This window comes from Candidatus Puniceispirillum marinum IMCC1322 (assembly GCF_000024465.1).
In the GTDB taxonomy this organism is placed as follows: domain Bacteria; phylum Pseudomonadota; class Alphaproteobacteria; order Puniceispirillales; family Puniceispirillaceae; genus Puniceispirillum; species Puniceispirillum marinum.
This window is the reverse complement of the sequence record NC_014010.1, coordinates 55,106-81,080: the sequence shown is the minus strand read 5'-3', so window position 1 is coordinate 81,080 and position 25,975 is coordinate 55,106. Positions and strand designations below refer to the sequence as shown.

The 25,975-nt window shown below is 48.6% G+C and carries 22 protein-coding genes and 1 tRNA gene; 11 read left to right on the top strand and 12 right to left on the bottom strand.

The window, feature by feature from the left end; translation table 11 throughout:
* Window positions 1-14: 14 nt before the first annotated feature.
* Window positions 15-986 carry an alpha/beta hydrolase gene (locus tag SAR116_RS00375; RefSeq protein WP_013044949.1) on the top strand — a complete coding sequence of 324 codons (972 nt, stop codon included), beginning with the start codon at window positions 15-17 and terminating at the stop codon, window positions 984-986.
* 16 nt (window positions 987-1,002) lie between these two features.
* On the opposite strand, the gene SAR116_RS00370 is transcribed toward SAR116_RS00375, so the two are convergent.
* A complete protein-coding gene (locus tag SAR116_RS00370; RefSeq protein ID WP_013044948.1) occupies window positions 1,003-1,230 on the bottom strand; it encodes a DUF2061 domain-containing protein in 228 nt (75 codons plus the stop codon).
* Between the two features lie 252 nt (window positions 1,231-1,482).
* Between SAR116_RS00370 and SAR116_RS00365 the strand changes: the two genes are divergently transcribed.
* Window positions 1,483-1,556: transfer RNA gene (locus tag SAR116_RS00365), tRNA-Gly, on the top strand.
* Between the two features lie 92 nt (window positions 1,557-1,648).
* Here the strand turns inward: SAR116_RS00365 and SAR116_RS00360 are convergent.
* From SAR116_RS00360 to SAR116_RS00345, 4 genes are read right to left on the bottom strand one after another with little or no spacing between them, the layout of a single operon-like run.
* Entirely contained in the window at window positions 1,649-2,764 is a 1,116-nt protein-coding gene (locus SAR116_RS00360) for a dimethylsulfoniopropionate demethylase (protein ID WP_013044947.1), read from the bottom strand.
* Between the two features lie 59 nt (window positions 2,765-2,823).
* Entirely contained in the window at window positions 2,824-3,195 is a 372-nt protein-coding gene (locus SAR116_RS00355) for a hydroxyisourate hydrolase (RefSeq protein WP_148212221.1), read from the bottom strand.
* A gap of 43 nt (window positions 3,196-3,238) precedes the next feature.
* A complete protein-coding gene (locus tag SAR116_RS00350) occupies window positions 3,239-4,981 on the bottom strand; it encodes a thiamine pyrophosphate-binding protein (protein WP_013044945.1) in 1,743 nt (580 codons plus the stop codon).
* Window positions 4,974-6,143: an alpha-hydroxy acid oxidase gene (locus SAR116_RS00345; protein ID WP_041860988.1), complete on the bottom strand. Its 1,170-nt coding sequence runs from the start codon at window positions 6,141-6,143 to the stop codon at window positions 4,974-4,976. The genes SAR116_RS00350 and SAR116_RS00345 overlap by 8 nt, the downstream gene beginning before the upstream one ends.
* Before the next feature lie 145 nt (window positions 6,144-6,288).
* Between SAR116_RS00345 and SAR116_RS00340 the strand changes: the two genes are divergently transcribed.
* A complete protein-coding gene (locus SAR116_RS00340; protein WP_013044943.1) occupies window positions 6,289-7,212 on the top strand; it encodes a LysR family transcriptional regulator in 924 nt (307 codons plus the stop codon).
* 1 nt (window position 7,213) lies between these two features.
* Here the strand turns inward: SAR116_RS00340 and SAR116_RS00335 are convergent, their stop codons facing one another.
* Both SAR116_RS00335 and SAR116_RS00330 read right to left on the bottom strand, forming a co-directional pair.
* Entirely contained in the window at window positions 7,214-8,755 is a 1,542-nt protein-coding gene (locus SAR116_RS00335; RefSeq protein WP_013044942.1) for a trimethylamine methyltransferase family protein, read from the bottom strand.
* Window positions 8,756-8,798: 43 nt separating this feature from the next.
* Entirely contained in the window at window positions 8,799-9,608 is an 810-nt protein-coding gene (locus SAR116_RS00330; RefSeq protein ID WP_013044941.1) for a peptidase E, read from the bottom strand.
* A gap of 284 nt (window positions 9,609-9,892) precedes the next feature.
* Between SAR116_RS00330 and SAR116_RS00325 the strand changes: the two genes are divergently transcribed.
* From SAR116_RS00325 to SAR116_RS00310, 4 genes are all read left to right on the top strand, one after another.
* Window positions 9,893-11,374: an ABC transporter substrate-binding protein gene (locus SAR116_RS00325; RefSeq protein ID WP_013044940.1), complete on the top strand. Its 1,482-nt coding sequence runs from the start codon at window positions 9,893-9,895 to the stop codon at window positions 11,372-11,374.
* 159 nt (window positions 11,375-11,533) lie between these two features.
* A complete protein-coding gene (locus SAR116_RS00320) occupies window positions 11,534-12,493 on the top strand; it encodes an ABC transporter permease (protein ID WP_013044939.1) in 960 nt (319 codons plus the stop codon).
* Window positions 12,493-13,377, top strand: a complete 885-nt coding sequence (locus SAR116_RS00315) for an ABC transporter permease (protein ID WP_013044938.1) — start codon at window positions 12,493-12,495, stop codon at window positions 13,375-13,377. The genes SAR116_RS00320 and SAR116_RS00315 overlap by 1 nt, the downstream gene beginning before the upstream one ends.
* 1 nt (window position 13,378) lies before the next feature.
* Complete coding sequence (locus SAR116_RS00310; RefSeq protein WP_041860674.1) at window positions 13,379-15,394, top strand: dipeptide ABC transporter ATP-binding protein; 2,016 nt, start codon at window positions 13,379-13,381, stop codon at window positions 15,392-15,394.
* A gap of 154 nt (window positions 15,395-15,548) precedes the next feature.
* On the opposite strand, the gene bktB is transcribed toward SAR116_RS00310, so the two are convergent.
* Window positions 15,549-16,727, bottom strand: a complete 1,179-nt coding sequence (gene bktB / locus SAR116_RS00305; RefSeq protein ID WP_013044936.1) for a beta-ketothiolase BktB — start codon at window positions 16,725-16,727, stop codon at window positions 15,549-15,551.
* Window positions 16,728-17,076: 349 nt separating this feature from the next.
* On the opposite strand from bktB, the gene SAR116_RS00300 reads away from it, so the two are divergent.
* A complete protein-coding gene (locus SAR116_RS00300; RefSeq protein WP_013044935.1) occupies window positions 17,077-17,808 on the top strand; it encodes a transporter substrate-binding domain-containing protein in 732 nt (243 codons plus the stop codon).
* Between the two features lie 61 nt (window positions 17,809-17,869).
* A complete protein-coding gene (locus SAR116_RS00295; RefSeq protein ID WP_013044934.1) occupies window positions 17,870-19,159 on the top strand; it encodes a flavin-dependent oxidoreductase in 1,290 nt (429 codons plus the stop codon).
* Window positions 19,160-19,194: 35 nt separating this feature from the next.
* Here SAR116_RS00295 and SAR116_RS00290 read toward each other — a convergent pair whose 3' ends face one another.
* The 4 genes from SAR116_RS00290 to SAR116_RS00275 form a co-directional block, all read right to left on the bottom strand.
* Window positions 19,195-19,659, bottom strand: coding sequence for a DUF3237 domain-containing protein (locus SAR116_RS00290; protein ID WP_041860673.1), 465 nt, complete (start codon window positions 19,657-19,659; stop codon window positions 19,195-19,197).
* A gap of 181 nt (window positions 19,660-19,840) precedes the next feature.
* The gene (locus SAR116_RS00285) at window positions 19,841-20,350 is read right to left on the bottom strand and encodes a TRAP transporter small permease (protein WP_013044932.1); all 510 of its coding nucleotides are present in this window, start codon (window positions 20,348-20,350) and stop codon (window positions 19,841-19,843) included.
* A 9-nt stretch (window positions 20,351-20,359) separates the two neighbouring features.
* Window positions 20,360-21,640: a TRAP transporter large permease gene (locus SAR116_RS00280; protein ID WP_013044931.1), complete on the bottom strand. Its 1,281-nt coding sequence runs from the start codon at window positions 21,638-21,640 to the stop codon at window positions 20,360-20,362.
* A 92-nt stretch (window positions 21,641-21,732) separates the two neighbouring features.
* Complete coding sequence (locus SAR116_RS00275) at window positions 21,733-22,773, bottom strand: TRAP transporter substrate-binding protein (RefSeq protein WP_013044930.1); 1,041 nt, start codon at window positions 22,771-22,773, stop codon at window positions 21,733-21,735.
* Between the two features lie 435 nt (window positions 22,774-23,208).
* On the opposite strand from SAR116_RS00275, the gene SAR116_RS00270 reads away from it, so the two are divergent.
* On the top strand, window positions 23,209-24,357 hold the full coding sequence (locus tag SAR116_RS00270; protein WP_013044929.1) for an epoxide hydrolase family protein: 1,149 nt from the start codon (window positions 23,209-23,211) through the stop codon (window positions 24,355-24,357).
* A gap of 69 nt (window positions 24,358-24,426) precedes the next feature.
* The gene (locus SAR116_RS00265; RefSeq protein WP_013044928.1) at window positions 24,427-25,917 is read left to right on the top strand and encodes an aldehyde dehydrogenase; all 1,491 of its coding nucleotides are present in this window, start codon (window positions 24,427-24,429) and stop codon (window positions 25,915-25,917) included.
* The last annotated feature ends 58 nt before the right edge of the window (window positions 25,918-25,975 follow it).

Sequence of the window (25,975 nt, the reverse complement as noted above, 5' to 3'; positions counted from 1 at the left end):
GCCAAAGGGATGCCATGATGCGCTTTCGTATAATTGTCATTTTGATTCTGCTTTGTGCCAGCGTCTGGACATTGGCACCGCGCGAACCGGCATCGCTTGACATCGCCTTTGACGAAGCCGTGCTTGGCGATGATATCTCCGCCTATCTGGCGACACGCGAAGCGCGCTTTGACAATATAACCCTCAATGTTGGTAAGCAGATCATCTGGGCTGGCGCGCCGCAACAGAAAACCCCGCTATCAATCATCTATATCCATGGCTTTTCGGCCAGTTCCGCCGAAATAAGCCCTGTGCCTGACCAGCTGGCCGCCAGCCTTGGTGCCAATCTGTTCTATACGCGCCTACGCGGGCATGGGCGCGGCGCGGCGGCGATGGCTGAGGCAGACATTGCCGACTGGATGTATGATATCGGCGAGGCCTTGGCCATTGGCCGGCGGCTGGGCGACAAGACCATCGTAATTTCAACGTCGACTGGCGCTACGATCAGCGCGGCGGCGGCGCTCGACCCTGCTTTGTCGGCAGATGTGAAAGGCTTTATTTTTGTCTCGCCTAATTTCGGCATCAACAACCCGTTTGCCGGATTGCTGACATGGCCATGGGCGCGCCACTGGGTGCCTTTAATCCTTGGTGACACGCGCCAGTCACCCCCGCGCAATGCGCTCAATGCACGCTATTGGACAACCACCTATCCGACCACCGCCCTGTTGCCGATGGCGGCATTGGTCAAGGCCGTGGTCAATGCCGATGTCAGCGCGGTTCAGACACCTGCCCTATTCTATTTTTCGCGTGAGGATCAGGTTGTCGATCCTGCAAAAACGATTGACATGGCCGAAAGATGGGGCGCGACCGCCACCAGCATCACTGTCACGATGGGCGCGGAGGATGATGAATTTTCGCATGTGATTGCTGGCGATATTGTCTCTCCCGGGCAAACCAAAGCCGCCACCACCGCCATGCTCGACTGGATCAAGGGGCTGGGGGAATAGTTAGCCCCCAAGACAGCTATAAAAACCGCGCCCAGATGCGCTCATGCCCGTAATAGAGAAACATCTTGGTCACGATCTCAACCGACATGATCGAACTTGCAATCTTGAAATTGCCCGTCAGTATCCATGAAATAATCAGCGTATCTGTTGATGCCAGCACACGCCATGTAACCGTCTTCAGGGCTGATTTTGCGCGGTCGTCACGCGGCCCATGCTTAAATCTTTTCAGTCTATCCAGAAACATTATCGCATCCTCCGGCGGTTGCCCCACACGATATGGCTATCCAGCGAACAGCCAGCCCTCTGGTCACAAAATCTGAAAAATAGGTCTGTTCGACATGCAATGGTGACCCGCCAGCAACGCGCCGGAACCGAACACCGGAATGTGGGGCATCTGGTTATGCATTATCACCAGCAAGCATAATGGCAATAACCTTTCACCGCAAAAGGAACAGCATGGACAAACCGGAAATATAGCTATAAAACAATTTCAGACGCGGCGTTTGTGTAGTGGTAAGACCTTAGCCTTCCAAGCTAAAGACGCGGGTTCGATTCCCGCACGCCGCTCCAAACCTTCCGGTTTAAGATTCAAACATCTGATTTTCAGGCTCTCAATGTCTGACGCTAGGAATCGTGAAGCAAAGCCCACCCTGATAATTGTTTCAAAATGGCAAAGGTGAAACTGTTCCCTCCCGCACTATGCCATCGGGTGTATGAACGAATACCACAGTGCCGAAATCCCAATGGCCTTTCGCCATCATCGACATGCCAACATTACATTTAAGACGTGGTGAATAGATGCCCGATGTAATCTGGCCAATATGAATATTGTCGCGCGTCGTAACCAAAAAGGGCTTGCCACATGGTGGCGCTTTGCCGCCACCGAATTTTATGCCACGAATTAATTTTTGAGGGCCTTCTTCAGCAATTCTGCGCAACGCGATCTTGCCGATATAGTCAATGTCATCTCCAAAATAACAAAGCTCTTCAAATCCGCATTCAAGCGGATTATTGTCACGTGTAAATTCGTTGCCATAGGACATTAACCCACCCTCAATCCTCTCAATCAGATTGGGGCAGCCAGGCATGATATTATATTGTTTCCCGGCCTGATAGATCATGTCCCAGAGGTCACTCCCAAGATGCCCCCCGTGAAGATAAATTTCAAAACCGCCCTGTTTACTATATCCGGAACGCGCAATGAGCTGGCGTGTACCAAGCACATCAAATATGCCATATTGGAAATAGCCCAAATCTCGAATCGCCTCACCAAATAGGTCAGCCATCAAGGCGATTGCTTTTGGGCCTTGTATCGCCAATGGAGAGACATCAGGCTCTTCGACATCAACGTTTAATTTTAAACCAAGCGCCAGCCCTTTTACCCAAAGCAAAATATCTGAGTCGGCGATAGACAGCCAAAATTTATCATCAGCTAGTTTGATTAACACCGGATCATTGAGCATTCCGGCATCTTCATCAATCATGGGCACATAAAGACATTGACCAATCTTCGCCTGCCGCACATCGCGGGGTGTCATCATTTGAACAAGACGGGCTGCGTCTAAACCGGTTATTTGAACCTGCCGCTGTACCCCGACATCCCATATCTGCACATGCTCGCGAAGATGCCAATAATCATCCTCAACACTTGTCTCAAAAGCTTTTGGCAATAACATATGATTAACGACGCTAAAGCCTCGCACGCCATATTCTTCTACCTTGTCGGTAAAAGGCGAGCGCCGAATGCGCCGCGACATGTTCAGACCTGATTGTGCCATTGAATTTCCTTCATTTAACTACTTGGCCATTCTAAAAACGATAATACCCAGACATGACCTTAGCTTGATAACCAGCAGGAATAGCTGTTTGGCGACATAATCACCGGTATGTGATAATGTGCCGAAATATCTGGCATAGTAAATCGAATAACAATGTCACTCATAATTTTCATGCCACTATGTGGTATCGCACGAACATCAAAATATGCCCCACTGGCAATCACCATTTCATAGATAGCATCGCTGGCGGCATTCACCTTACATGTAAACCGGCCACCCTCATCGCTCACGCCCTCAAACACAGGTAAACGTGAACCATCAGCTTCGATCTTTATCAGTGATATGGCAACATTTCCGGCATGTGTTCCGTCAACGCCGTTCAGCAAATGCGATGACAGCACAGCCATTTTCTTGTCCTCCAGAATATTCACCTAACTATCCATTAAACAGGCTCAACTTACTTTCAACAAATATCTATTCGATTGACGCCTTGTCTCGTTTTGATGTCGTGGCAAGCACAATCGGGCTAATCACACCCTTGACCTTTACATTGACACAGGCAGTCTTGCCACTGGCCATGGCCCGTTTTACTGCGGGAATGATATCTTCGCGCTTGGTCACTAATTCACCATGCCCACCTAGCCCTTCAAACATCGAATGGAAAGGAATATCGCGGAAATCAGTCGCATAATGCTTACCACTTTCAAATAAACGTTCCTGTTGTTGTGAAATACAATCAAGGCCGCCATTATTATCAATCACAATTGTAATCGGCAGGTTCTCCTGAAAGGCGGTTTCGATCGACAAGCCCCCCGACAGAAAGGCACCGTCACCGCTAATCAGCACAACATTCTTTTCAGGATGAATATTCTTCGCAGACGCAGCAAAAGACACACCAACACCAAGTAGGCTGAAGGTGCCAGGATGAAGAATTCCACCCAATTTCTTGCCCATATAGCCAGCAAGGTTGATCGCAATTTCTGACCAGAAATGGGTGTTACCACCATCGATAACAAGCCAGTCATCATCATTCATCGCGTCTTGAACATCCAATGCCAACTGCATCGGATGTATGCGGCCACCAAATTCTGGGGCGCTGGCCTCCGCTTCAACATCAGCTATCATTTTTTTCACCCAGTCAGCGCGACGCTGGCGGTTCAAATCATACCACTCACGACCAAGGGTAAATAACGCGCTATCGCCATGCGCAATCATGGCCTGCAAAAACGCGCATGGGTCAGACAACAACGCGAAATCAGCGGCGCGGTTGAACTCTATTTCTTCATGCGAGCCGTTGACACATACAAGATCAACCGTTTCTGGAAATAAAGGCGGGTTGCCAAAATTCATCTGGTTATCAAGCCTTGCCCCCACCATCAGCACCAGATCTGCCTCATGGAACGCATCTTTTGACGGGTGATACTGATGAATATCAGCAAGCCCCATATAGGCCTCACATTCCTCACCAAGCAGTTTTTGATGATAAGGGATGTTGAATACAGGAATACCAAGCTTACGTCCTGCAGCTTCCAGATAGTGTTCTGCGCCAGTCCACCATACGCCATGCCCACCAATCAAAACAGGGCGTTTCGCTGTGCTTAGCTTGTCCAATACCATTTGCAACCGCTCTGGTTCGGGCCATGCTTTCGCTGGTGGCTGGGCTGTCAGATCAAACGGACGTTCCTGTCGGCCTATATTTTCCGGGAAAGACGAAAACATAATATCAACCGGCAAACTTAGATGCACAGCTCCTGGATAGCCATTTGTTGCAATTTTATAAGCCCGATCTACAAATTCGTTGATCCGTTCACCATCAGTAATGCTGGCACTATATTTGGTCAGTGGCGCAGCAATGGCAACATCATCAATTTCCTTAAAGCCTCCCGAACCCTGACGTTTCAGCGTGCTTGATCCAGTGACAAAAATAACTGGTGAACGTTCGCCCCACGCCTCCATCATCGCCGGAACAGCATTCGCAAATCCCTCAGGCCCAACAAGACATACAGCCGGTTTTCGGGTGATACGAGTGTGGCCATCAGCAAAATGCCCCGCAACCTGCTCATGCGGGCAATTTATAACTTTCATCTGCGCTTCCATAAAACCTTCAAGCGCAGGGTTGCAAAATCCGCCTGACAAGGTGAACACATGCTCAACACCCTTTTCCTGAAGTGCCCGTGCCAGCAGAGCGCCACCTCGAATTTTGTTATCTTCACGCATCGTCTAGTCCTTTAGATAGATTATTGTGATGTGTAGCGGCAAGGTTCGCAGCACTGATTTCTGTAACGCTTTTATGGCCGATCAACCCCATGACAGAACTAGCCTCACTGCTAATGACGTCCAGAATGTCCGACAGGCCTGATGCCCCTGCAGCACCTATGCCATACATGGCACCACGTCCCAACATGGCAAAATTAGCGCCTGATGCAAGCGCTTTAATCACATGCTCACCTGAACGAATACCACCATCAAAAATCAACGGCATAGTACTGCCAACAGCTTTACGGATAGCCACCAGTGACTCGATTGTCGTTGGTGCAGCGTTCAGTTGCCGCCCCCCATGATTAGACACGTAAATTGCATCCGCACCCATGGCTTTGATCTGTAAAGCATCTTGCGGACATTGCACACCTTTGACCACCAGCTTGCCCAGCCAGCGATCACGAAGCATTTCAAGAAAGCTCCAATTAGCGCGTCCACGGCTGGCGTTACGGACAAATTTGGTGCCGAATGAAGACGTTACATAATTCATTGGCCGCGGCATACCAGCGGCAAAGCTATTGGCAACCGTGGCCAACGACCAAAGCGGATGCGTGGCAAAATCCCATATCTGGCGCGGTCCCCATTGCATCGGAAACGTGAAACCGTTTCGCAAATCACGCGTGCGCACGGATGGAATAGGCACATCGACAGTAAGGATCAAAACCTCATAACCACTAACCTTTGCTCTTTCGATGAGTTCATCAACAAAGTCACCCGACTGGTCGGCATAAAGTTGAAACCACGCATGACCTTCAGCATCCTCGATAATCTGTTCCAAGGTAGCAGAAGACGCTGTTGAGACACAAAGAGGGAAACGCCTTGCTGCCGCTTCACGTGCCATATACCGGTCGGCGCCCGGCCAAGACAATGAACACATCCCCATTGGAGCAATACCAAAAGGCAGACCTGTTTCTTGACCCAGAATGCGGCATGACAGGTTGCGTTCTGCAACATCAACCAAAACCCTGGGCATCAACCTTATTTCATCCAGCGCACGGCTGTTTAGACCGCACAGACTTTCGTCACCAGACGCGCCATCGACAAAGTCGAACATCATCTGCGGTATGCGCTTTTTAGCGCGAATTCGCGCTTCTTGGACTGAAAGTAGGCTTTTTGACACGTTTTCACCTTTTTGCAAGGCGCTCGTTTTACAGCAGATCATGCCTTTGCATGATACAACGTAACAAAATTAAAATTCATAACACAAATAAAATTATTGAATGAATTAATAAAAAAAACCTATAGTTTTGCTAAAGGGGTTTTAAATGAATTTTCGTCAACTAAGAGCCTTCAATATGGTCATGCAGCATGGCACAATTACCTCTGCCGCGCATCATATGCGTGTGTCACAACCAAGTGTGACCAGATTGATTCATGAATTGGAAACCGCCCTTGGCTTTGCCCTATTCGTGCGGCAAGGGCGGGGTATTGTCGCTACGGTTGAGGCACGACGCTTTCATCAGGCGGTAGAAAGTGCCTTTATCAGCATTGAGCGTTTGGATGACCTAGCCTCATCGATCCGACAAGATACTATTGGCAAGATATCCGTTGGCGTGATCCCCACATTCTCGGTATCAGTGCTACCCGAAGTTCTCGGACAGATGCAGAAAAAAAATGATAAGACCCATACTGTTATCTATGCCCGCAACACCCCGGCCATTGTTGATGCCGTCCAACTCCAGCAATTTGATCTTGGTATTGTTTCACGTTCACCACCTTATGAGGGGGTTCACATACTTTACCAAACAGCAGTGAATTACGTGGCTCTTTTTCCGGCAGACCACTCCCTTGCAAAAGTATCTGACAAACTCGACCTGACAACCATGCCACGAGATCAGGAGTTTGTGACCTTTGGCAATGTCTATCCGCTCGAAATGCAGGGCATGGACGCAAGTCTATCAAAAAAGCTTCAGAAGAACGCACGTTATAGTGTTGCCAACCTTCTGACAGCTGCCGCGTTGGTTCGTGAAACTGGGGTGCCAGCCATTGTTGATCCGTTTTCAGCAAGAATGGCTGTGAATAATGGCGGCGTCATGGTTCGCCCTCTCTTGCAAAAACTGCGATATCACATAGCCATTATCACACGCGGCGTTGATACGATGACCCAAGATACACGGAAACTAGCTAATGCTCTGATCGACGCATTTGAGAATGATCCGGTTGTCCGTGATCACAAAAACAAAACCTAGATTACATTACAAGCTCAATGGGCAATGACGCGCGAAGAATGGCATCACATTTGGCATCTATGTAACGGGGATGATGATGTTCCAGCACCTCTTTGGCATGCACTGCGGCAACATGCCTGATATCATGACTGCCTGCAGCTTCCCAGACATCGATTACGGAACGGTCAGCAATCCCCGGATAGAGAAAATCAGAATGCATCCGTGCATAGGTGTCTGCCTCACCAAGAAAGTGTCCGGCACCGCATGCCACCGCGGCAATATTACTAGCTGAAAGCGTTTGCGGGCTAATATCAACCGGATTTGTAGCCCGCAAGATACAGCCAAGCATGTCATTATCAACAACCAATGCTTCAAACGAAATGCCCATAAGACTGGCCTGTGCGCCACAAGCTTGCGTCACAATATTTGCGCCAGCTTGCACAGTTTGACTTACGGTCAAACATTTTTCATAGCCACTTTGTGCATCAGGAATTTTACTTTCCGTTGCGCCGGCGATAGTTGACGAAGGCAGACCATAATGCCTGGCCATCTGGGTTGCAGCGGCGGTCAGCATGGCTTGCTCGCCACAACCACCAGCCATTGCGCCTGTGCGCAGATCAGTGATCATTGGCCGCGGACCAAACACGGCTTTCGCCTGTTCATCAACCAGCCATGCAAGCACCATTCCGGCTAGCGTTTCTGCTGTTGTTTGGGCAACACAGCCAGCGATGGTAACGGGGCTAGAGGCACCAAGTTGACCAAATGTATTCACCGACACCGGAATGCCACACCGCACCGCCTCTATCAGCACCTCAACAGCATCACTGTCAAAACGCATTGGTGGTACGGCGTGATTAACATTCAAAGTTAGAAAAGGTCGCTCCAGAAAAGCCGCTTTTGAACCTGCAAGCTGATAACAAATATTGGCAATATCGCGAACGGATTGACTATTGCTAGCACTGGTAAAAACATGTTTCTGCGTCCCCATAAGGCTGGCATAGGCTGTATTCACGTCAAGACGCCTGACATCGGCCATATCGCGTGCCACTATAGGGCGGCTGAAGAAATGAATATGGTCAAGTGTATCAACAAGCCGTGCCGTATCATAAAGATCGCTAAGACATGACTCCCTATAGCGTCCCAACTGCATATCAAATATCTGTGGTGACGCCCCGCCGGTGCCAACATAAACCTTGTTCTGAGCTAGCACCAGATCGGTGTTTTCGGCCCGCCCATAAAGTGTAAAGTCACGCGACAATCCCTTGATCGCCAATTCGACAAGCGACGTTGGAAACAATAGACGTCCAGCATCACTAACACGCCCGCCTGCCGCCTCTACAAGCTGAATGGCTGATGCTGGCGCTTCGCTAAGACCGGTTACGGCAAGCAGTTCACAGGCAACCTCATGAACAGCAGTAATCCCCTCTGGATTGAGTGGGTTAAAGCTCCCTCCGTTACCAACAATTCTTTGACCATGCAAGGACGCCATCGTTTCGATAGCTGGCTTCGCACCGCGCCGTCGGCTTCTTCCTGATAACCTTGTTCTAGCTTCATCTACCATCATCACGTCCTTCACGCATTTTACTATATGTTCCTTTTTTGGGGTTCTAACACCCTTTTGAATGCGTATCAGAAACCAGTTCATCACCAGCTTTCAAAAGCGCAACATCACATATTGTCCCACGCCCATTAGTACCTTTTATCTTTTCGTGCGCTGAAGAGTCTTCAAAAGATGGGCGAGCTTTGACAAAATACGCATTTCCGTTGCTGGCTCTGACAATCTTTGCCACCACACCGTTAGTGATATGGACGCCAACACCGTCATCAATGGCTATGCCTGATGGCAGATTTCCAGCCTTGATCTGGGTATCATAAGCAATTTGACGCGACGGTTCATTGCTATAATGCGGACATGCGCTCCCAGCAATTAACCCCAGACCTGCAGACAGAATATAATCATTCTCTGGCGTACTTAGTAGCAATTGGTCAAACCAGCAAATCGCACCAGCACTAACCCCAGACAGAATCATGCCGTGCTGTCCAGCCACCATCAGCACCGAGGCAATGCCGGTTTCGCGCCAGTGCGAGAGCATTTTCAGCGTTGAACCACCTCCAACATATAAAATATCCAGATCGGCTACAAATGCTTTTGCCGCCGTTGCGTCAGCTGTAACAGGCAAATGGCTAGGATGGGCAATCTCACCAAAGCGCGTATAAAAAGCCCCTATTCGATCAGGATCATCATTGCTGGCATGACCAATATAGCCAATATTTGGATGCGGTGGTGACAGAGTCAGCAGATAGTCCTCTAGCATCGAATCACTATTATCTGACGTTTGTTCATGGGTAAAACTACCACCACCCACTGCAAAAATATTTACATTTTCTTTGAATATACCGGTATTCTCCATAGCCATAAATCTTTTGCACCTGTTCCAGAAACCCATGTTCCGACAGCTTCCTGCAAATTCATAGAATAGGCAATACGCATATAAAAATGTAATTCATACATTTTTTGTATAAATCTATTCATTAATTTTAATTGTTATCAGCAAACGGTAAATCCATACTTGGGGTGTTACAATAAGCCTGAGGGGGAATTCGTAGGGCAAAGCTCCAACGCAATTCAATAAATTATCAACATTAAAAACAGGCTCCCCTTGGACAGGCCTGATACTCTTGTAATTGAGGAGGAACTCTAATGAAAAAACTGATTATTGCTTCTGCGATGATTCTGTCAATTAGTGGAACAAGCGCAATAGCAGCACCAGATGGTACATTCAGACAAGCCCACGAATATGGCTATGGTGACAAGTCCAGTCTTGACCCGGCGTCGCGTGGCCGGGTGATGCAAATCACTGAAAAGCTTATGAGCCGTCTTATTCGTCCAGACATGAAAGGCTCGCCAAGTCCCGATCTTGCAACGTCATGGAGCGCGAATAATTCGGCTACGGAATGGACATTAAAACTTCGTAGCGGCGTCTCATTTCATGATGGTAGTAGTTTTGAAGCCGCCGATGTTCTTTACACGTTAAATCGTGTTCTGGATCCAGAAAACAAATCACCAGCGCGTTCCGCGATCAAAATGATCGAAAAAATGGAAGCCCTGGATAGCATGACTGTAAAATTCACCTTGTCGACACCTTTTGCCGACATGCCTTTGCAGTTGATGGATTATCGTCTGCGAATCATTCCAGAGGGGTCTGGTGACTCAATCGCTACATCAGGCATTGGCACCGGCCCATTCAAACTAGTTAGCTTTGACGCTGCCGGTGTTACCAAGCTGGAAGCTAATATGGATTACTGGGAAGGGGCACCTGGCGTTGCCAAAATGGAAATCATTGGCATTGGTGATGGACAGGCCCGTATGCAGGCTTTGCTTGGTGGCCAGATTGATTTTGAAAACACGGTAACCAACCAGCAAAAGCCGATGTTTGCCAGCAGCAACAAATTCAAGCTGATGGAAGTGCCGACAGGCAACTGGCGTGGTTTGGTATTCCGCACCGACGTTGCGCCATTTGACGATGTGCGCGTGCGTCAAGCTGTTCGCATGGCGGCTGATCGTGAAGATCTGGTTCAGCTCATCATGGGTGGCGCGGCAACGGTTGCTTGTGACACACCGGTAAAGCCCGATGACCAGTATCATGCTGACATTAAATGCCCTCAGGACATTGCCGGCGCGAAAACGCTACTTGCCGAAGCAGGCTATCCAAATGGTATTGATGTCGAAGTTTATGTTGCAACATTGGAGCCTACTTGGCCAATTCTTGCAGAAGCATACCAGCAGCAAGCTGCTAAAGCTGGCATCCGCGTGACAATCAAGCAGGTTCCTTCTGACGGTTACTGGAGTGATACGTGGATGCAGAAAACTGTTTCAGCAACCCGCTGGAATGAGCGTCCTGCCGACTCTGCTCTGCATGAGATTTATCTCTCAACAGCAAAGTGGAACGAGTCCTATTACAAGGATGAGGCCTTTGACGCCTTGCTTGGCAATGCCCGCCGTGAGTTGGACTTTAGCAAGCGTAAGGCTCTTTATGTAAAAGCGCAGGAGCATCTTTACGAAACCGCTGGCACATTGATCCCCTATCATGTTTCAAAGCTATATGTGATGAATGATCGGGTCAGTGGCATCGATGCTGTCGAAAACCATACCATTCGCTGGCACAAAGTGACTGTAAAATAAGCTGACTATCAATTGTCTGCATGAGCAGACAACCAGCTGAAATGTGGGCCAGCTAAAATGTAGGCCAGTGTCTAACCCAAAATAATATGGGTAACTCACTGGCCTTCACTTTAATTGACGTTTGGTTTACGTTTCCATCCAAACGGGGGGACATCATACATGCTATTCATGTTGATAAGACGGGTTTTTCTGGGCCTTGTTACCGTTTGTCTGGTGTCTTTAATCATTTTTGCTGGCGTGGAAATACTTCCCGGAGACGCCTGCACTCAATATCTGGGCGAATATCAGGCGGATGACGAATTGCTAGCGCAATGCCGCAAGGATCTTGACCTTAATCGTCCCGCTATTGACCGTTTTAGCGAATGGGCTGGCGGCGCGGTTACAGGCGACCTTGGCCTTGCCGTCGATGGTAAAACAGAAATCAGCAAAATTGTTGGCGACCGCTTGAAAAACTCACTTTTACTAGCGCTATGCGCCATGAGTGTTGGGGTTCCTTTAGCGCTCTTTCTTGGCGTGATCACGGGCTTGTGGCGCGATCGTATGCCAGACTTGATGGTCTCGACTATAGCCATTTTTGCTATGACCATCCCAGAATTTGTCTCGGCAACCCTGCTCATACTGATTTTCAGTATCTGGCTAGGATGGTTACCAGGTATCGTTTTAACATCTGCTGGCGCCCCGGCAGCAGAATTTTTTCCGGAAATTCTGTTACCTGTCATCGTATTATCGCTGGTCATGTGCGCACATATAATGCGGATGGTGCGCTCGTCGGTGATTGAGGTGATGGCAAGCGATTATGTGCAGATGGCAACTCTGAAAGGCGTTCCCTACTGGCAGATGGTGTTCCGTCACGCCCTGCCAAATGCGTTGTTGCCAGCGATTAATGTTGTTGCTTTAACGATTGCGTGGCTACTTGGTGGTGTTGTTGTGATTGAGGTGGTGTTCAACTATCCCGGGCTTGGCCGACTAATGATCGACTCAATCTCAGACCGCGACCTGCCTGTAGTGCAATCAATTGCGCTGATTGTGGCCAGCGTCTATGTCTGTGTCAATCTGGCTGCAGATTTACTCACCATGATCGCCAATCCGAAGCTACGCACCATGTATACGAGAAACTAATGGCTGTAGCACTCGCCCCAAAAACCGAATCCAGCTTCCGTGCGATTACAGTTCTCAAAGATCTTGTATCGCGACCGTCAGGCGCGATTGGCTTGTCGCTGGTTCTGTTCCATGTCGTGCTGGCGCTGATTAGCCCTTACATAATCCCATTTGATTTTAAATTGCAGAATTCTGGTCTCATGCTTTCGGCACCTGACAATATTCACTGGCTTGGGGCTGACCATCTTGGTCGGGATGTATTTTCCCGAACCCTAATGGGTGGACGCGAGGCATTATTGGTGACTGGTGTAGCAACCCCACTAGCGGTTATCTGGGGCGGTTTTACAGGTATTCTTTTTGGTTTGGTTGGCGGGCGTCTTGACGAAGTGCTAATGCGGGTTGTCGATGCGTTTCTGTCGCTACCTTGGATTTTGAAAATGCTGGTACTGATCGTGACCTTTGGCAGTGGTGTCGAAGTACTCATTCCAACACTGGCCTTTTTCTATGGAATTCCTGTCATTCGCATTGCCCGTGCCGCAACCCATGATGTGATCGCCCGCGATTTTGTATGGGCGGCCAAAGCCCGGGGGCACAGCCGGATCAGCATTATATGGCGTGAATTACTACCAAACGTGCTTGATACGCTGATGGTAGAAGGAGCCATGCGCTGGTCGTGGATGTTGTTAGCCTTTTCGTCATTGTCATTTTTGGGCTTTGGTGTGTCACCACCGACACCAGACTGGGGATTGATGATTTCTGATGCGCGCGGTTTCATGTCCTTTGCACCATGGGGTGTCATTGGTCCCGTGATCGCACTTTCGTCGCTAATTATAGGCATTAACCTAACTGCAGATGCCCTCGCCAAAGCGCTGGGTATTGATCGTGCACAAAAGGCACCAATGTAGCATGAGTGAAAAAGCCTTTATTGATATCAAGAATTTGTCGATTGGCTATTCCAGCCGTTCCGGCAAGGTGATCAAAGTGCTACGCGATGTCAGCCTTACCATCAAACGCGGCGAGAGTGTTGGCCTTGTTGGTGAAAGCGGTTCCGGTAAAAGCACGCTAGCCCTTGCCGCGCTTGGCTATTTCAAACGTGGTCTTCGTGCTCTTGACGGTAGTGTAAGTTTTGATGGCGTTGATATGCTCAAACTTGACCGCGATGACCTACAGGCAATCCGAGGGGGAAGATTGGCTCTCATTCCCCAAAATTCTGGTCAGTCACTCACCCCGACATTGCGTATTGGTCAACAGGTTGCCGAGGCCTTGCGCCTGCACAGCGATCTAAATGACCAGCAATTTAAGGCACGTGTTGTTGAACTACTAACGCAAGTTCGGCTTCCCGATCCGGCCGCGCTGGTGACGCGATATCCGCATGAACTATCTGGTGGCCAACAGCAAAGGGTGGCCATCGCCATGGCACTTGCCGGAGAACCTGAAGCATTATTACTTGACGAGCCGACAACAGGTCTGGATGTAACAACGCAGGCGCATATTCTTGAATTGCTCCGTGATCTGGCGCGTGAACGCAATATGGCAATGCTCTATGTCAGCCATGATCTGGGCGCGATCTCGAGGGTCTGTGACCGTGTGGTGGTGATGTATGCTGGTGAAATTGTACTTAATGGCTCGGCTCGGCAGGTTTTGCTGGCGCCACGTCATCCCTATGCACATGGTTTGCTGGCATCAATACCGCGCTTGAATCAAACCCGCTTGCCAATGGCATTGGACGGGCGACCACCAATGCCGGGCGAGGCTATTAACGGATGCGCCTTTGCCGACCGCTGTGCCCTGGCGGATAAAAAATGCCAGTCAATGTCGCCACCACTTATCCCCATAGACAGCGGTGAAGACGTCCGCTGTTTTCATAGTGACAAGATTGACCAGATGCCGACGGCAAACAAAAAACCGGCACGACAAGGCGATTTGACAACCGTTGAATCTGGGCAAGCGCTAGGGTTGAACAACCTTGCCATCAGCTATGCTAAAACTGATTTTCTGGAAACCCTATTTTCCGTTAAAAAACCCTCTCCCGCTACCGTAGAAGGCATCAATATCACCATCGAAAAAGGTGAAACGCTTGGTCTTGTTGGCGAAAGTGGTAGTGGAAAATCCACAATTCTAAAAGCGATTGCCGGATTAATTTCACCAAAGGATGGCGCCATTACGCTTCATGGCGAGACCCCGTTGACTGCTAAAGTCGAAGAGCGCCCAGCGCTAAATTTGCGTCAGATTCAGCTGATTTTCCAGAATCCGGATGACAGTCTGAATCCACGTCATACGGTAGCACAAATTCTGGCCCAACCGCTGCGACTCTATTTTGGCTTGAGCGGCGACGCTTTGCGTCAGCGTAGCACTGAACTCATTGAACGGGTGAGGCTTGGCGCACATTATCTTGACCGTCTGCCAAGCCAGTTATCTGGCGGAGAAAAACAGCGCGTTGCCGTGGCTCGTGCCTTTGCTGCAGAACCCGAGATTGTCCTGTGCGACGAGGTGACATCCGCGCTGGACGTTTCGGTTCAGGCGGCTGTTCTTGACTTGCTCGACGAGTTAAAAACACGTCAGGGCACAACCTATATTTTCGTCTCGCATGATTTGGCGGTCGTGAAGGCTATTTCAGACAGGGTGGCGGTGCTATATCAGGGTCGCTTATGCGAGATTGGCCACGCCGATGATGTCTATAAAGCACCATATCATCCCTATACTGATCTGCTGCTAGGGGCTGTACTCGAACCCAATCCAGACGTCGCGCCAAAACTGAGCGCCGACGATGTTGTCGAACTGGCCCCCCCAGCATCAGGTTGTCCATTCCAGCGCCGTTGCCCGCGCAAAGTTGGGGCTATCTGCGAGACTCATACCCCTCCATCACAGATGACCAGCCCGGGCCATGTAATTAACTGTCATATTCCAGCCCACGACCTGTAACCATAAAAATATTAATGTCCTGAGTCCAAAACGGCACCTTCATTCGGTTTCATCCATAATGAATGAGCTGACCAAAAGACAGCATCACCACCATTACAGACAACCATATCAGGCTGAACCTTCACCTATATATCAGTATCATCAAAAGATGGTTTTAGAGTGCCTCGACAACCAGTGAAATGCCCTGCCCACCTCCAATGCAAAGCGTCACCAATCCATAACGGCCACCAATACGGCGCAGTTCATACACCAGCTTCAATGTCAGGATAGCCCCCGTGGCGCCAACCGGATGCCCCAGCGCAATGGCCCCGCCATTCGGATTCACTTTAGCTGGATCAAGCCCTAATTCGCGGCTTACATAACAGGCTTGGGCAGCGAAGGCTTCATTAGATTCAACAACATCCAGATCACCTACTGAAATGCCGGCCCGATCAAGTGCCATTTTTGACGCTGGAACAGGCCCCACACCCATAATTTCAGGTGGGACAGCAGCAAAGCCATAGGAAAGCACCCGCGCCATTGGTTGCAACCCCTTTGCTTGGGCCTCATGCTCACTCGCAAGAACAACAGCTGCCGCACCATCATTGATACCACTGGCATTGCCAGCGGTAACACTGCCATCTTCCTTGAAAATAGTCCGCAACCCTGCAAGATCTTCCTTCGACGTTGCACGTGGATGCTCATCGGTATCAAAATGACTTGCGGTTTTACCACGCCCTATATCAATACCTGCAATTTGTTCTTTGAACCGGCCTTCGGCGATGGCATAGGCGGCACGTTCCTGGCTTAGCTGGGCAAAGCTATCTTGTTCATCCCTTGAAACGTCGAATTTGGACGCTATGTTTTCTGCGGTTACCCCCATATGTCCATTTCCAAACGGGTCATGAAGCGACGCTAGCATCATATCAATAGCACTTGCATCTCCCATTTTTGTTCCGAACCTGAGTTGAGGCAACAGATAACCAGTCCGGGACATAGACTCAACACCGCCACCTATGGCTATTTTGGCATCGCCTAGTTGAATAAGCTGAATGGCCGAGATAATGGCCTGCAAACCCGATCCGCAAAGCCTATTTACCGTTAGCGCAGGCGCATGTGTTGGCAATCCTGCCTCAAGCGCGATAACGCGGGCTATATAAACATCACGGGCTTCGCTATGGAGTACATTTCCATAAACACTATGATCAACATGATGTGGCGAAACACCAACGCTTTCTAACGCCGCTTTGGTAACAATACTACCCAATGATGCTGGAGAAGTTCCGGCTAACGCGCCACCAAATTTACCAATGGCAGAGCGTTTTCCCCCTAGAATAACAACTGAATCCGACATTTTCATTCCTCTAGGCTGGTTTTGCTTACAACGACAATTTTCGACCAACAGGATCTCGAATTTCGTTATCACCTATTTCTAAAAATTAGTTTGGAACATTGTTCAAATATCTGGTTCTCAAATATCTGTTTAATAACATTTAGATCCTTCAAGATTAGTTTATTTTAACACAGAACAGGCTTGCTATCATAGTGTTCCTTGCTTGCGATTGCCTATAAAGTCTTCTAAAATTTGAATCATAAATAATAAAATATACGTCCAGATAATCAAAAGTCTCTAAAATTCCCAAATCTTTGAAATTGGTCAGACATATAGCTAACAATTTCATCTAATCTGTGGACATAACTTTATGAAAAAACCACTTCAAAAGGCACTAGCACCAACGGGTGTTTTGCGCGTGGCTATTAATCTTGGCAATAGTCTGCTTGTTTCGGGGCGACAGGATGATGGCACCCCGATTGGCATTTCACCAGATATAGCCAAGCATGTAGCATCAATTCTTGACGTACCTTGCCGATTTGTATTGTTTGACCAGCCAGGACAATTAGCCGATGCCGTAGATCAGGACTTATGGGATATCGGTAATATCGCATCTGAAGTTGAACGAGGCAAAACCATTGATTTTAGTGATCCTTATGTCCTTATAGACACGCATTTTCTCGTGCGTGATGACTCAGAGTTTCAGACTAACAGTGATGTTGACAGATTGGGTGCCACAATAGCTGTATCAGAGCGTAGCGCCTATGAGTTGTGGTTACGGGAAAACTTCAAAAACGCCGAAATTGTTTCAGCAGAATCTATTGCAAAATCGCATGAATGTTTTCGGCAGGGAAAGGCCGCTATATTGGCGGGCTTGCTGCCAAAACTTGAAGAAGAATTATCGATCAGATCCGGCTATCGGATCATCAAACCTCCATTCACCGCGATCAAACAGGCAATGGGTGTTAGAAAAAACAATCCGGAGATTGTTGAATTTTTGAATGATGTCGTTGCTACCCTGATCAATAATGGCTTTATTCGTGCATCTCTTGAAAAGCATAATGTTTTGTCAAAATTGACAATACCGCCTGCGCGGCCATGACGGATGTCTCGACCCAGAATAGACAGTCATTATTTATTGTAAAACCAGGTGATATCGATAAATGCAACATGATCATCAGATAATAATTGCCGGTGGTGGCATTGGCGGATTGGTCATGGCCTTGACCCTTCACCAGATTGGTATTCCCTGTATGGTTTATGAAACCGCACAGGACATGCGGCCTCTGGGTGTGGGCATTAATCTGCAACCAAATGCTGTTCGGGAATTATGCGACCTTGGCATAGATGCAACAGCTCTCGACACGATTGGCATCCAATCATCCGAATGGGCTTTGCTGGGACTAAATGGTGCCGAAATTTACAGTGAACCACGCGGCCAAAAGGCTGGATATAAATGGCCACAATACGCGGTTCATCGTGGTCAGTTTCATATGTTACTTTACAAAAAGGTGTTAGAAAGGCTGGGTGCTGATGCGGTCAAACTTGGGCACCGCGTCATAGGTTATGATAAAAATAATGACAAAAGCGTCACCGCGCGCATTGAAACCGCCGACGGCACAATAATCTCGCAAAAAGCCAGCTTACTGATTGGCGCTGATGGCATTCATTCCAGAATTCGCGCCCAGATGCACCCAACACAGCCGCCCATTCATTGGGGTGGCACGATCATGTGGCGCGGCACCACACGCATGCGTCCGGTACGAACAGGCTCTTCTTTTCTCGGGCTTGGGACGCGGAACAATCGGGTCATAATTTATCCCATTTCACAAATGGATGCCGACGGTCTGGCAACGACTAACTGGATCGCCGAGGTTGCCGTTGATCCTGCGCATGGCTGGGAAAAAAGTGGCTGGTTCCGTCCTGTTGAAATAGATAGTTTTGTGCATCATTTCAGCTCGTTTCAGTTTGACTGGCTTGATGTACCAGCCATGATAAAGGCTGCGGACGCTGCCTATGAAAATCCGATGATTGATCGTGACCCGCTGAAATGCTGGATTGAAAATCGTGTGGCCTTGATAGGAGATGCGGCGCATCCGATGTATCCGACCGGATCGAATGGCGCCAGTCAGGCGATTATCGATACCCGCATATTTGCCAAAATGCTTTTGCAATATGGCATCACAACCGACGCCCTAAAAGCCTATGACGACGCATTATCTGCGCCCATTGCAAAAGTGGTGCTTCGCAATCGTAATGACGGGCCATTTGGCCTGCTGACGCTTGTCGAGGAACGCTGTGGCGGGATTTTTGATGATATAGATGATGTCATGTCACAGGCCGAGCGCACAGCATTCATGGCACAATATAAAGCCGCCGCAGGCTTCGCTATGGAAACGGTAAATAATGCCGCACCACTGATCGAAAAAGGCGCTCGGCTAATGCCCGTCTGAACAAATGAATAAATAGATACGTATATAAATCTTAACTATAAAATCTGGAAAAGGCTGATCAGCACTTTTGATTTAAGACGCGCCCCCGTGCCGACAAATAAAGCCCGATTGACCCAGTCATAGCGGCGGTCACCTGTTTCAAGCCGCGCATGCGTACGCATATAATACTGACCTTGCGGCACATCTTCGCCACGCGCAACAGCCGCCATCACCTCTTCAGGTCCATGGCGAAATCCAAAGTTAAGAATTTCAATAACCGCACCATCATCAGTTTCGAATGCGTAACGCGTATCCAGCTGTGCCAGACCATCCGTGAAAACGGTTTGCCAGTCAGCACCAACATTCAAAACCCGGCCGCTTAAGCCTTGTCCCGACACTGTGCCGCCAATTATGGGAATGATACGACGCCTGCCGCCACGCCCATCGCCCAGTTCCTTGACCGTACCAAGTTCGACTTTGATATCACATATATGCTCAAGCTTCGGGGCTGACAATTCCATGTTATGATCTCTCAGATGTGATTGAATGATCTCTATCATTCCTGATCTTATAAGGTTTCGTCAATGCGTCGTGAACCGGTCATGACTTTGATATCCCCATCAAAGGGACATCACTGGTCGCGATCAAAGCCGGAAAATCGCAATTGTCTATCTATGCTTCATATCATAGTTTGCCGATAAACTAGACCTTCTTAAAAAAACAAATTGCAGCACCAAAGGCGGTCAAGAACCCGGCGATTGGCAGGATCATCACCGCGTATTTTTTTGGCATGTAGTTTTCTTTAAACTCAATGCCTTGGGCGGTGAATTCGAAATGCCACATTTCCCAATATTTACCACGCATGCCCTCGACCAGTTCAACCCCGTAAATGATCAAAATGAAGCCGACCAGTATAATCATAAGTTTCCAGAACTGGCGGACATACAGAGCCAGTTTCGCAGGCAATTTTTCATAGATTAAATTTAATGCGATATGTTCATTATCTCTGGCGGTGAGCGAAAGCGCGATGAACATCAACCAGATATTACTTAAAACAGTCAACAGATCCCCCCAAACAGGTGGATTTGCGAACACATATCTCATCATCACAGTATAGAGGGTGAATCCAACCATCAAAGCCAGAAACAGTGAACAAAGTGCCTCTAAAGCACGATGGACAAAACGGTCAATGTGATTCAGGAATTGCCACATAGCTCTCTATTAACTCATGATCTGGGGAAGAAACATCGTCAACTCCGGAATGACGATAATGAAAAACAACAGTAGAAACAGTCCAGCTAGATAAGGCACTAACGCTACCGCTACCGCTTCTAATCGCACTTGCGCGATCGTCGCAGAGGTAAAGTAGGCAACCCCAACCGGCGGTGTTACCGACCCTATCAAAAAGCCAACGATGACAACGACGGCGGCCTGAACCTCAGGAAAGCCAGCTTTCGCCATCACATCAACCAAAACGGGGCCAACGATTATTATATTTACGGCAGAGTCCATCACCATTCCGAGCAGAAAAATGAAAAGCATCAGTGCCAAAATAAAAATCACCGGGGAATCGGTAAGCCCCAATAGCCAAGTCTCGAGATCATTGATGGCACCCAATGAGGTAAGCAACCAGCTAAACGGCCCCGACGCTGCGATGATAATAAAAACCATCGCCGAATTACGGAATGCCCGACGGAAAGCGCCACTACATTCTTTCCATTTAATAGTACGGTAAACAAACACACCCGTAAATAACGCGACCATCGCTGTGATAGCACCAGCCTCAACGACCGACGCAACACCCCCCATGACTGAACCAACCAAAACCACGGGGATCAGCAGCGCAAAAGAGGATCGATAGAACTCTTTGCCTGCGCGCTTTATCGAGAACGACTCTTCGCTGCGCTCAAAATCGTATTTTACCGCGAAATAATGGTTGATGAGCATAATCACCACGCCAATCAACAGGCCCGGAATAATCCCTGCCGCGAACAATGACGCAATCGAAATCTCGGTTGCATTGGCAAGAACAATCATCATGATGCTGGGCGGAATGATACCGCCTATGGTCGAGCTTACGCCTGTAACGGCGGCAGAAAAGGCAGGTGGGTATCCAGCTTTTTTCATCGCTGGTAATACTAAAGCACCAACGGTAGCCGTATCAGCCACTACCGACCCATTCATACCCGCAAAAAACATGCTTACCAGCACATTAACTTGCGCCAATCCTCCGCGCAGTCGGCCAATCAGCGCCCTGCTCAATGCCACGAGCCGATCGGTAATCGTCGCACTGGTCATTAATTCACCTGTCAGCATAAAGAACGCAATCGCTGTCAATGGCACTGAATCAATGGCGGTAAACATCTGACTTGGGATCAAGACAAGAGGCACGGCGTCGGTGATCAAAATATAAAAGAAAGGTATTAGGATTAAAGTGAAGCCAATGGGAGCACCACAAAGGATTAGAAACAGCAATATGCCAAGTAGAAGGATGCTTTCCATGGTGACTCACATGTGAAGGTTTTGTTTCAGAAAAACCATCTAGGCTAACCCATAGCCTAGATGATCTTTTCAAAGTTTAATAGATGAATGATTTATAACGCCCCAGCTTCTTCTAGCTGCGCCACAAAACTATCCATGCCCTGTTCCAGAAGTACCCTTTTGGCAACCTCAGGCTCAAATGTGCCCTTCGCATCCAACCACGCACCAATTGCGCCGGCTCTCCATTTAGTTAGTTCCGCTTCAGATGGCACATACCACTCTTTCGCAGATGCTTTAATGGCATCTTCTCCATTCTTGATCCAAGCGTTATCCAACTCATTGACTTTTTCACCATAGGCATCGGCCGCTTGATGTAACCATTCTCTCTCCTGAGAAGACAGCGCGTTATACTGCTTAGCATCCATCGCCAGAATATTGCCAGACCACATGCCACCAATCTCGGTGAAGTATTTTGCAACTTCATGAAGCTTTGCTACATGCTGCCAGGGGCTAGCGACATACTGGCCCTCGACTACCCCTGACTGAAGCCCCTGATATAGCTGGCTCCAATCATAAGGTGTGGGAACAGCGCCCCAATTTTTAACGAGCATGAACTCAACTGGGCTCTTGGTAGTCCGCCACTTGAGACCTTTCATATCGTCAGGAACCCGAACCGGTTTGGTTGCATTCCCAAGCTGCCTGAACCCACCACTCGAATAAACGGAAAGACAAATATGCCCCGCATTCTCAAGTGCCAGCTTACACTGTCGTTCGGCCAGCCAATCATTTGAAATACGCTTAGCATCTTCGAGTGATTTAAAGATGAAAGGCAAATCGAAAATCGCTAATTCTGATCCAAAATTACCATAGTTTGCCGTAGAGCTGGTCCACAGAGCTATAAGTCCTTGGTTCGCCTGTTCACCGCATTTCTGTTCAGCACACAAGCTTTTTTGATAATGTGGTTCGATTTTCATCTTGCCACCGGAAACTTTCTCCAGGGCGGGCATCAATGCTTGATCTATAGCGTCACCGATCGGCATACCCAGCCTACCAGTCGTTCCGAGCTTCAGCACAGTCTCGGCACTCGCACCCTCAACGCCAAATATAATGGCGGCCGCGGTGAGAGTCGTTTTCCAGAAGGAATTCATTTTCATTTCCTGCTCCCTATGTCGCAAGGCTAGGCCTTGATGTTTGTCTTTGATCGATATCCAATATTGACGTTTGTCATATCTAATCATTCACGGCCACAACGCCGCAAGAAAGGGACAAAACATTCTAATAATAAGGACAGATAGGCTTATTTCATGCGCCTGAGTACTAGAAAAATCTAGTGTGGAAACAGCATATTATGTTATTTTTCAATTCCTTGTTTTACCTTTCAAAAACTTTCAAAACTGCTGAAATACAGGTCTTCACACCGCATAACGTTAAATCTGTCCCTATAAAAAAGCATTTCTGCTCCTTTTATCGAAGTCAGTTTTTTGGATAAGTCAGATATTATAATGTATGACAGCTTACCCGTTTTGAAGCGGCTTAGAAGTTACAGGCCTACGGCACATTAGATTTATATACAAATAAGAAAGACCAATATGGCACACCTAACCCCTTATCATCTTGATATATCCGAAGACACGATTGCGACTATAAAAGCACGCGTTGCTTCATATCCATGGCATGAAATGCCGGATGATGGGGGCTGGGATTATGGCGTCAATCTTGATTACATGAAGGAAATCTGCGCGTATTGGGTCGAAGAATTTGACTGGTACAAACAACAGGCGGCTATCAACCGGTTCGATCAATTTATCACACCTGTTGACGGTGTTGATTTACATTTCATTCATGAAAAAGGGAGTGGGTCAAACCCCAGACCATTGATTATAAGTCACGGTTGGCCTGGTACGGTGGTTGAATTTCTCGATTTTATCGACTTGTTGGCTCATCCTGAACGTTTTGGTGGTGATGTCGAAGATGCCTTTGACGTAGTGGCACCATCATTACCTGGTTTTGGATTTTCCGGCAGACCACCGCGCCCTTGGGGACCCCGCCGCATGGCCAAGGCCTTCAACAGCCTGATGACTGATACGCTTGGCTATGACAGCTATATAGCGCAAGGCGGCGATTGGGGCGGAGCTGTTTCCAGCTTTCTTGGGTATGACCATCCCTCCACCTGCCAGGCCATTCACATTAATATCCTGACAATGCGCCACCCTGACGGGCCGCAAACACCAGCAGAACAGGCCTGGGCCGACCAGTTCGAAATCGATCAGATCATGGAGAACGGCTATCGCACACAGCAGGCCACGCGCCCCCAAACGCTCAGTTACGCCATGATGGATAGTCCAGTTGGTGTTGCCGCTTGGATTCTGGAAAAGATGAATTCATGGTCGGATACGGTCGGAAATGATGTTGAAAGCGTGTATAGCAAAGACCAGCTTTTGACCAATATCATGGTCTATATTGTTACACGCACGTTTAATACGGCATCATGGATTTATTACGGACGACGCGAAGAAGGTGGGCGTATCCTCTCACCCGAAGGACGGCGTGTTGAGGTGCCAACCGCCTGTGCAGTATTCCCAAAGGAATTACTGGCATGGCCGCCGAAAACCTATGCCGAGCGTCTTTATAATGTCACCCAATGGACCGAAATGCCACGCGGTGGGCATTTTGCGGCAATGGAACAACCAGAGTTGCTGATCGCCGATATCCGAAAATTCGCCCGCAGTTTGGGATAGGCTGAGCCCTGTGCCAGATTTAATGCTGATGACCATCATCTATAACTTGCAATCACGAAGGAGCGTTTCATGTCCCAGACCAAGACACATTTCCATTCTATAAAAGACACCATCAGCCTGACAACACAGGCATTTATTGACGGCGCTTATTGTGACGCCGCCGATGGTGACAAGCTTGAAACCTCAAATCCGGCAACTGGTGAAACGATCGCCAGCTTTGCCCATTGTAAAGCTGCCGATGTTGACCGTGCTGTTGTAGCTGGTCGCCGCGTTTTCAATGCAGGCACATGGTCACGTTCTGCACCGGAATATCGCAAGGAAATACTGTTGAAACTAGCTGCATTGGTTGAACAGAACAAAGAAGAGCTTGCAGTTCTGGAAAGTATTGATGCTGGTAAAACGATTACCGACTGTCTGCATGAGGTTGGTACCGAAGCTCCGGCTTTTTTCCGCTGGTACGCTGAACTGGCTGATAAGACGTTTGGCAAAATTGCCCCGACTGGCGATGACGCGATGGCGCTTATTGTCAAGGAACCAGCTGGGGTTGCGGGGGCTATCCTGCCGTGGAACTTCCCGTTCTTGATGGCGGTGTGGAAAATTGCCCCGGCACTTGCGGCTGGCTGTTCGATTGTGGTGAAACCTGCTGAACAGACGCCACTTAGCACGATCAGGCTTGGCGCGCTATTGAATGAAGCTGGCGTGCCTGCTGGCGTGGTCAGCATCCTTCCTGGCCTTGGCGAAACAGCTGGCCAGGCCATTGGTATGCATGATGACATTGACACTGTTTCCTTTACCGGCTCAACCGAAGTTGGGCGCATGTTCATGCGCTATTCCGGCGACAGTAATCTGAAAAGTGTCGGTCTGGAAATGGGCGGCAAAAGCCCCTTCATCGTTCTCGATGATGCGGCCATAAATGATGATCTGATCGAACATGCGGCGATGGCTGCGTTCTGGAATGGTGGACAGAATTGTTCGGCCAATATGCGGCAGATTATTGCCAAACCGCTGGTTGATGATTTCATGGATAAAATCCTGAAACGTGTTGCCGCGTTCCAACTTGGTGACCCTCTGGATCCGGAAACAACTATTGGATCAATGATTACGCCCGAACATAAAGCCCAAGTCATGGGCTATATCAACAAGGGAACAGCCGAAGGTGCCAGACTTATTGTTGGCGGTGACGTTGATGGCCCAGGTCAGTTCATTGCACCCACTGTATTTGATGGGGTTACAAATGACATGACCATAGCCCGCGACGAGATTTTTGGCCCCGTGCTGGGAATCATGCCGGTTACATCATCCGAAGAAGCGCTAGCCATCGCCAGCGATACCGATTACGGACTGCATGCCACCGTTTTCACTCGTGATATTGATCGGGCTATTTCGATGGCGCGGCGGCTACCATGTGGAACAGTTTCGGTGAACGGCTTTTCCGAAGGTGATATTAAAACGCCTTTTGGCGGATATAAGCAATCTGGCTCACTTGCCCGCGATAATGGAACCGAGGCGCTAGAGCAATATCTGCAAACCAAAACCATCTGGATCACAACAAGCGGGTAATTTGCCAATAAAACTCTATTCGTGATAATGTTTTGCCTAAGTTATGTATGATCATGGG

What these genes read in the sequence shown, in the direction of transcription:
- SAR116_RS00375 (WP_013044949.1), top strand. Translation starts at nt 15, where the DNA reads ATGATGCGCTTTCGTATAATTGTCATTTTGATTCTGCTTTGTGCCAGC.
- SAR116_RS00370 (WP_013044948.1), bottom strand. Translation starts at nt 1,230, where the DNA reads ATGTTTCTGGATAGACTGAAAAGATTTAAGCATGGGCCGCGTGACGAC.
- SAR116_RS00360 (WP_013044947.1), bottom strand. Translation starts at nt 2,764, where the DNA reads ATGGCACAATCAGGTCTGAACATGTCGCGGCGCATTCGGCGCTCGCCT.
- SAR116_RS00350 (WP_013044945.1), bottom strand. Translation starts at nt 4,981, where the DNA reads ATGCGTGAAGATAACAAAATTCGAGGTGGCGCTCTGCTGGCACGGGCA.
- SAR116_RS00340 (WP_013044943.1), top strand. Translation starts at nt 6,289, where the DNA reads ATGAATTTTCGTCAACTAAGAGCCTTCAATATGGTCATGCAGCATGGC.
- SAR116_RS00335 (WP_013044942.1), bottom strand. Translation starts at nt 8,755, where the DNA reads ATGATGGTAGATGAAGCTAGAACAAGGTTATCAGGAAGAAGCCGACGG.
- SAR116_RS00330 (WP_013044941.1), bottom strand. Translation starts at nt 9,608, where the DNA reads ATGGCTATGGAGAATACCGGTATATTCAAAGAAAATGTAAATATTTTT.
- SAR116_RS00325 (WP_013044940.1), top strand. Translation starts at nt 9,893, where the DNA reads ATGAAAAAACTGATTATTGCTTCTGCGATGATTCTGTCAATTAGTGGA.
- SAR116_RS00320 (WP_013044939.1), top strand. Translation starts at nt 11,534, where the DNA reads ATGCTATTCATGTTGATAAGACGGGTTTTTCTGGGCCTTGTTACCGTT.
- SAR116_RS00315 (WP_013044938.1), top strand. Translation starts at nt 12,493, where the DNA reads ATGGCTGTAGCACTCGCCCCAAAAACCGAATCCAGCTTCCGTGCGATT.
- SAR116_RS00310 (WP_041860674.1), top strand. Translation starts at nt 13,379, where the DNA reads ATGAGTGAAAAAGCCTTTATTGATATCAAGAATTTGTCGATTGGCTAT.
- bktB (WP_013044936.1), bottom strand. Translation starts at nt 16,727, where the DNA reads ATGTCGGATTCAGTTGTTATTCTAGGGGGAAAACGCTCTGCCATTGGT.
- SAR116_RS00300 (WP_013044935.1), top strand. Translation starts at nt 17,077, where the DNA reads ATGAAAAAACCACTTCAAAAGGCACTAGCACCAACGGGTGTTTTGCGC.
- SAR116_RS00295 (WP_013044934.1), top strand. Translation starts at nt 17,870, where the DNA reads ATGCAACATGATCATCAGATAATAATTGCCGGTGGTGGCATTGGCGGA.
- SAR116_RS00290 (WP_041860673.1), bottom strand. Translation starts at nt 19,659, where the DNA reads ATGGAATTGTCAGCCCCGAAGCTTGAGCATATATGTGATATCAAAGTC.
- SAR116_RS00285 (WP_013044932.1), bottom strand. Translation starts at nt 20,350, where the DNA reads ATGTGGCAATTCCTGAATCACATTGACCGTTTTGTCCATCGTGCTTTA.
- SAR116_RS00280 (WP_013044931.1), bottom strand. Translation starts at nt 21,640, where the DNA reads ATGGAAAGCATCCTTCTACTTGGCATATTGCTGTTTCTAATCCTTTGT.
- SAR116_RS00275 (WP_013044930.1), bottom strand. Translation starts at nt 22,773, where the DNA reads ATGAAAATGAATTCCTTCTGGAAAACGACTCTCACCGCGGCCGCCATT.
- SAR116_RS00270 (WP_013044929.1), top strand. Translation starts at nt 23,209, where the DNA reads ATGGCACACCTAACCCCTTATCATCTTGATATATCCGAAGACACGATT.
- SAR116_RS00265 (WP_013044928.1), top strand. Translation starts at nt 24,427, where the DNA reads ATGTCCCAGACCAAGACACATTTCCATTCTATAAAAGACACCATCAGC.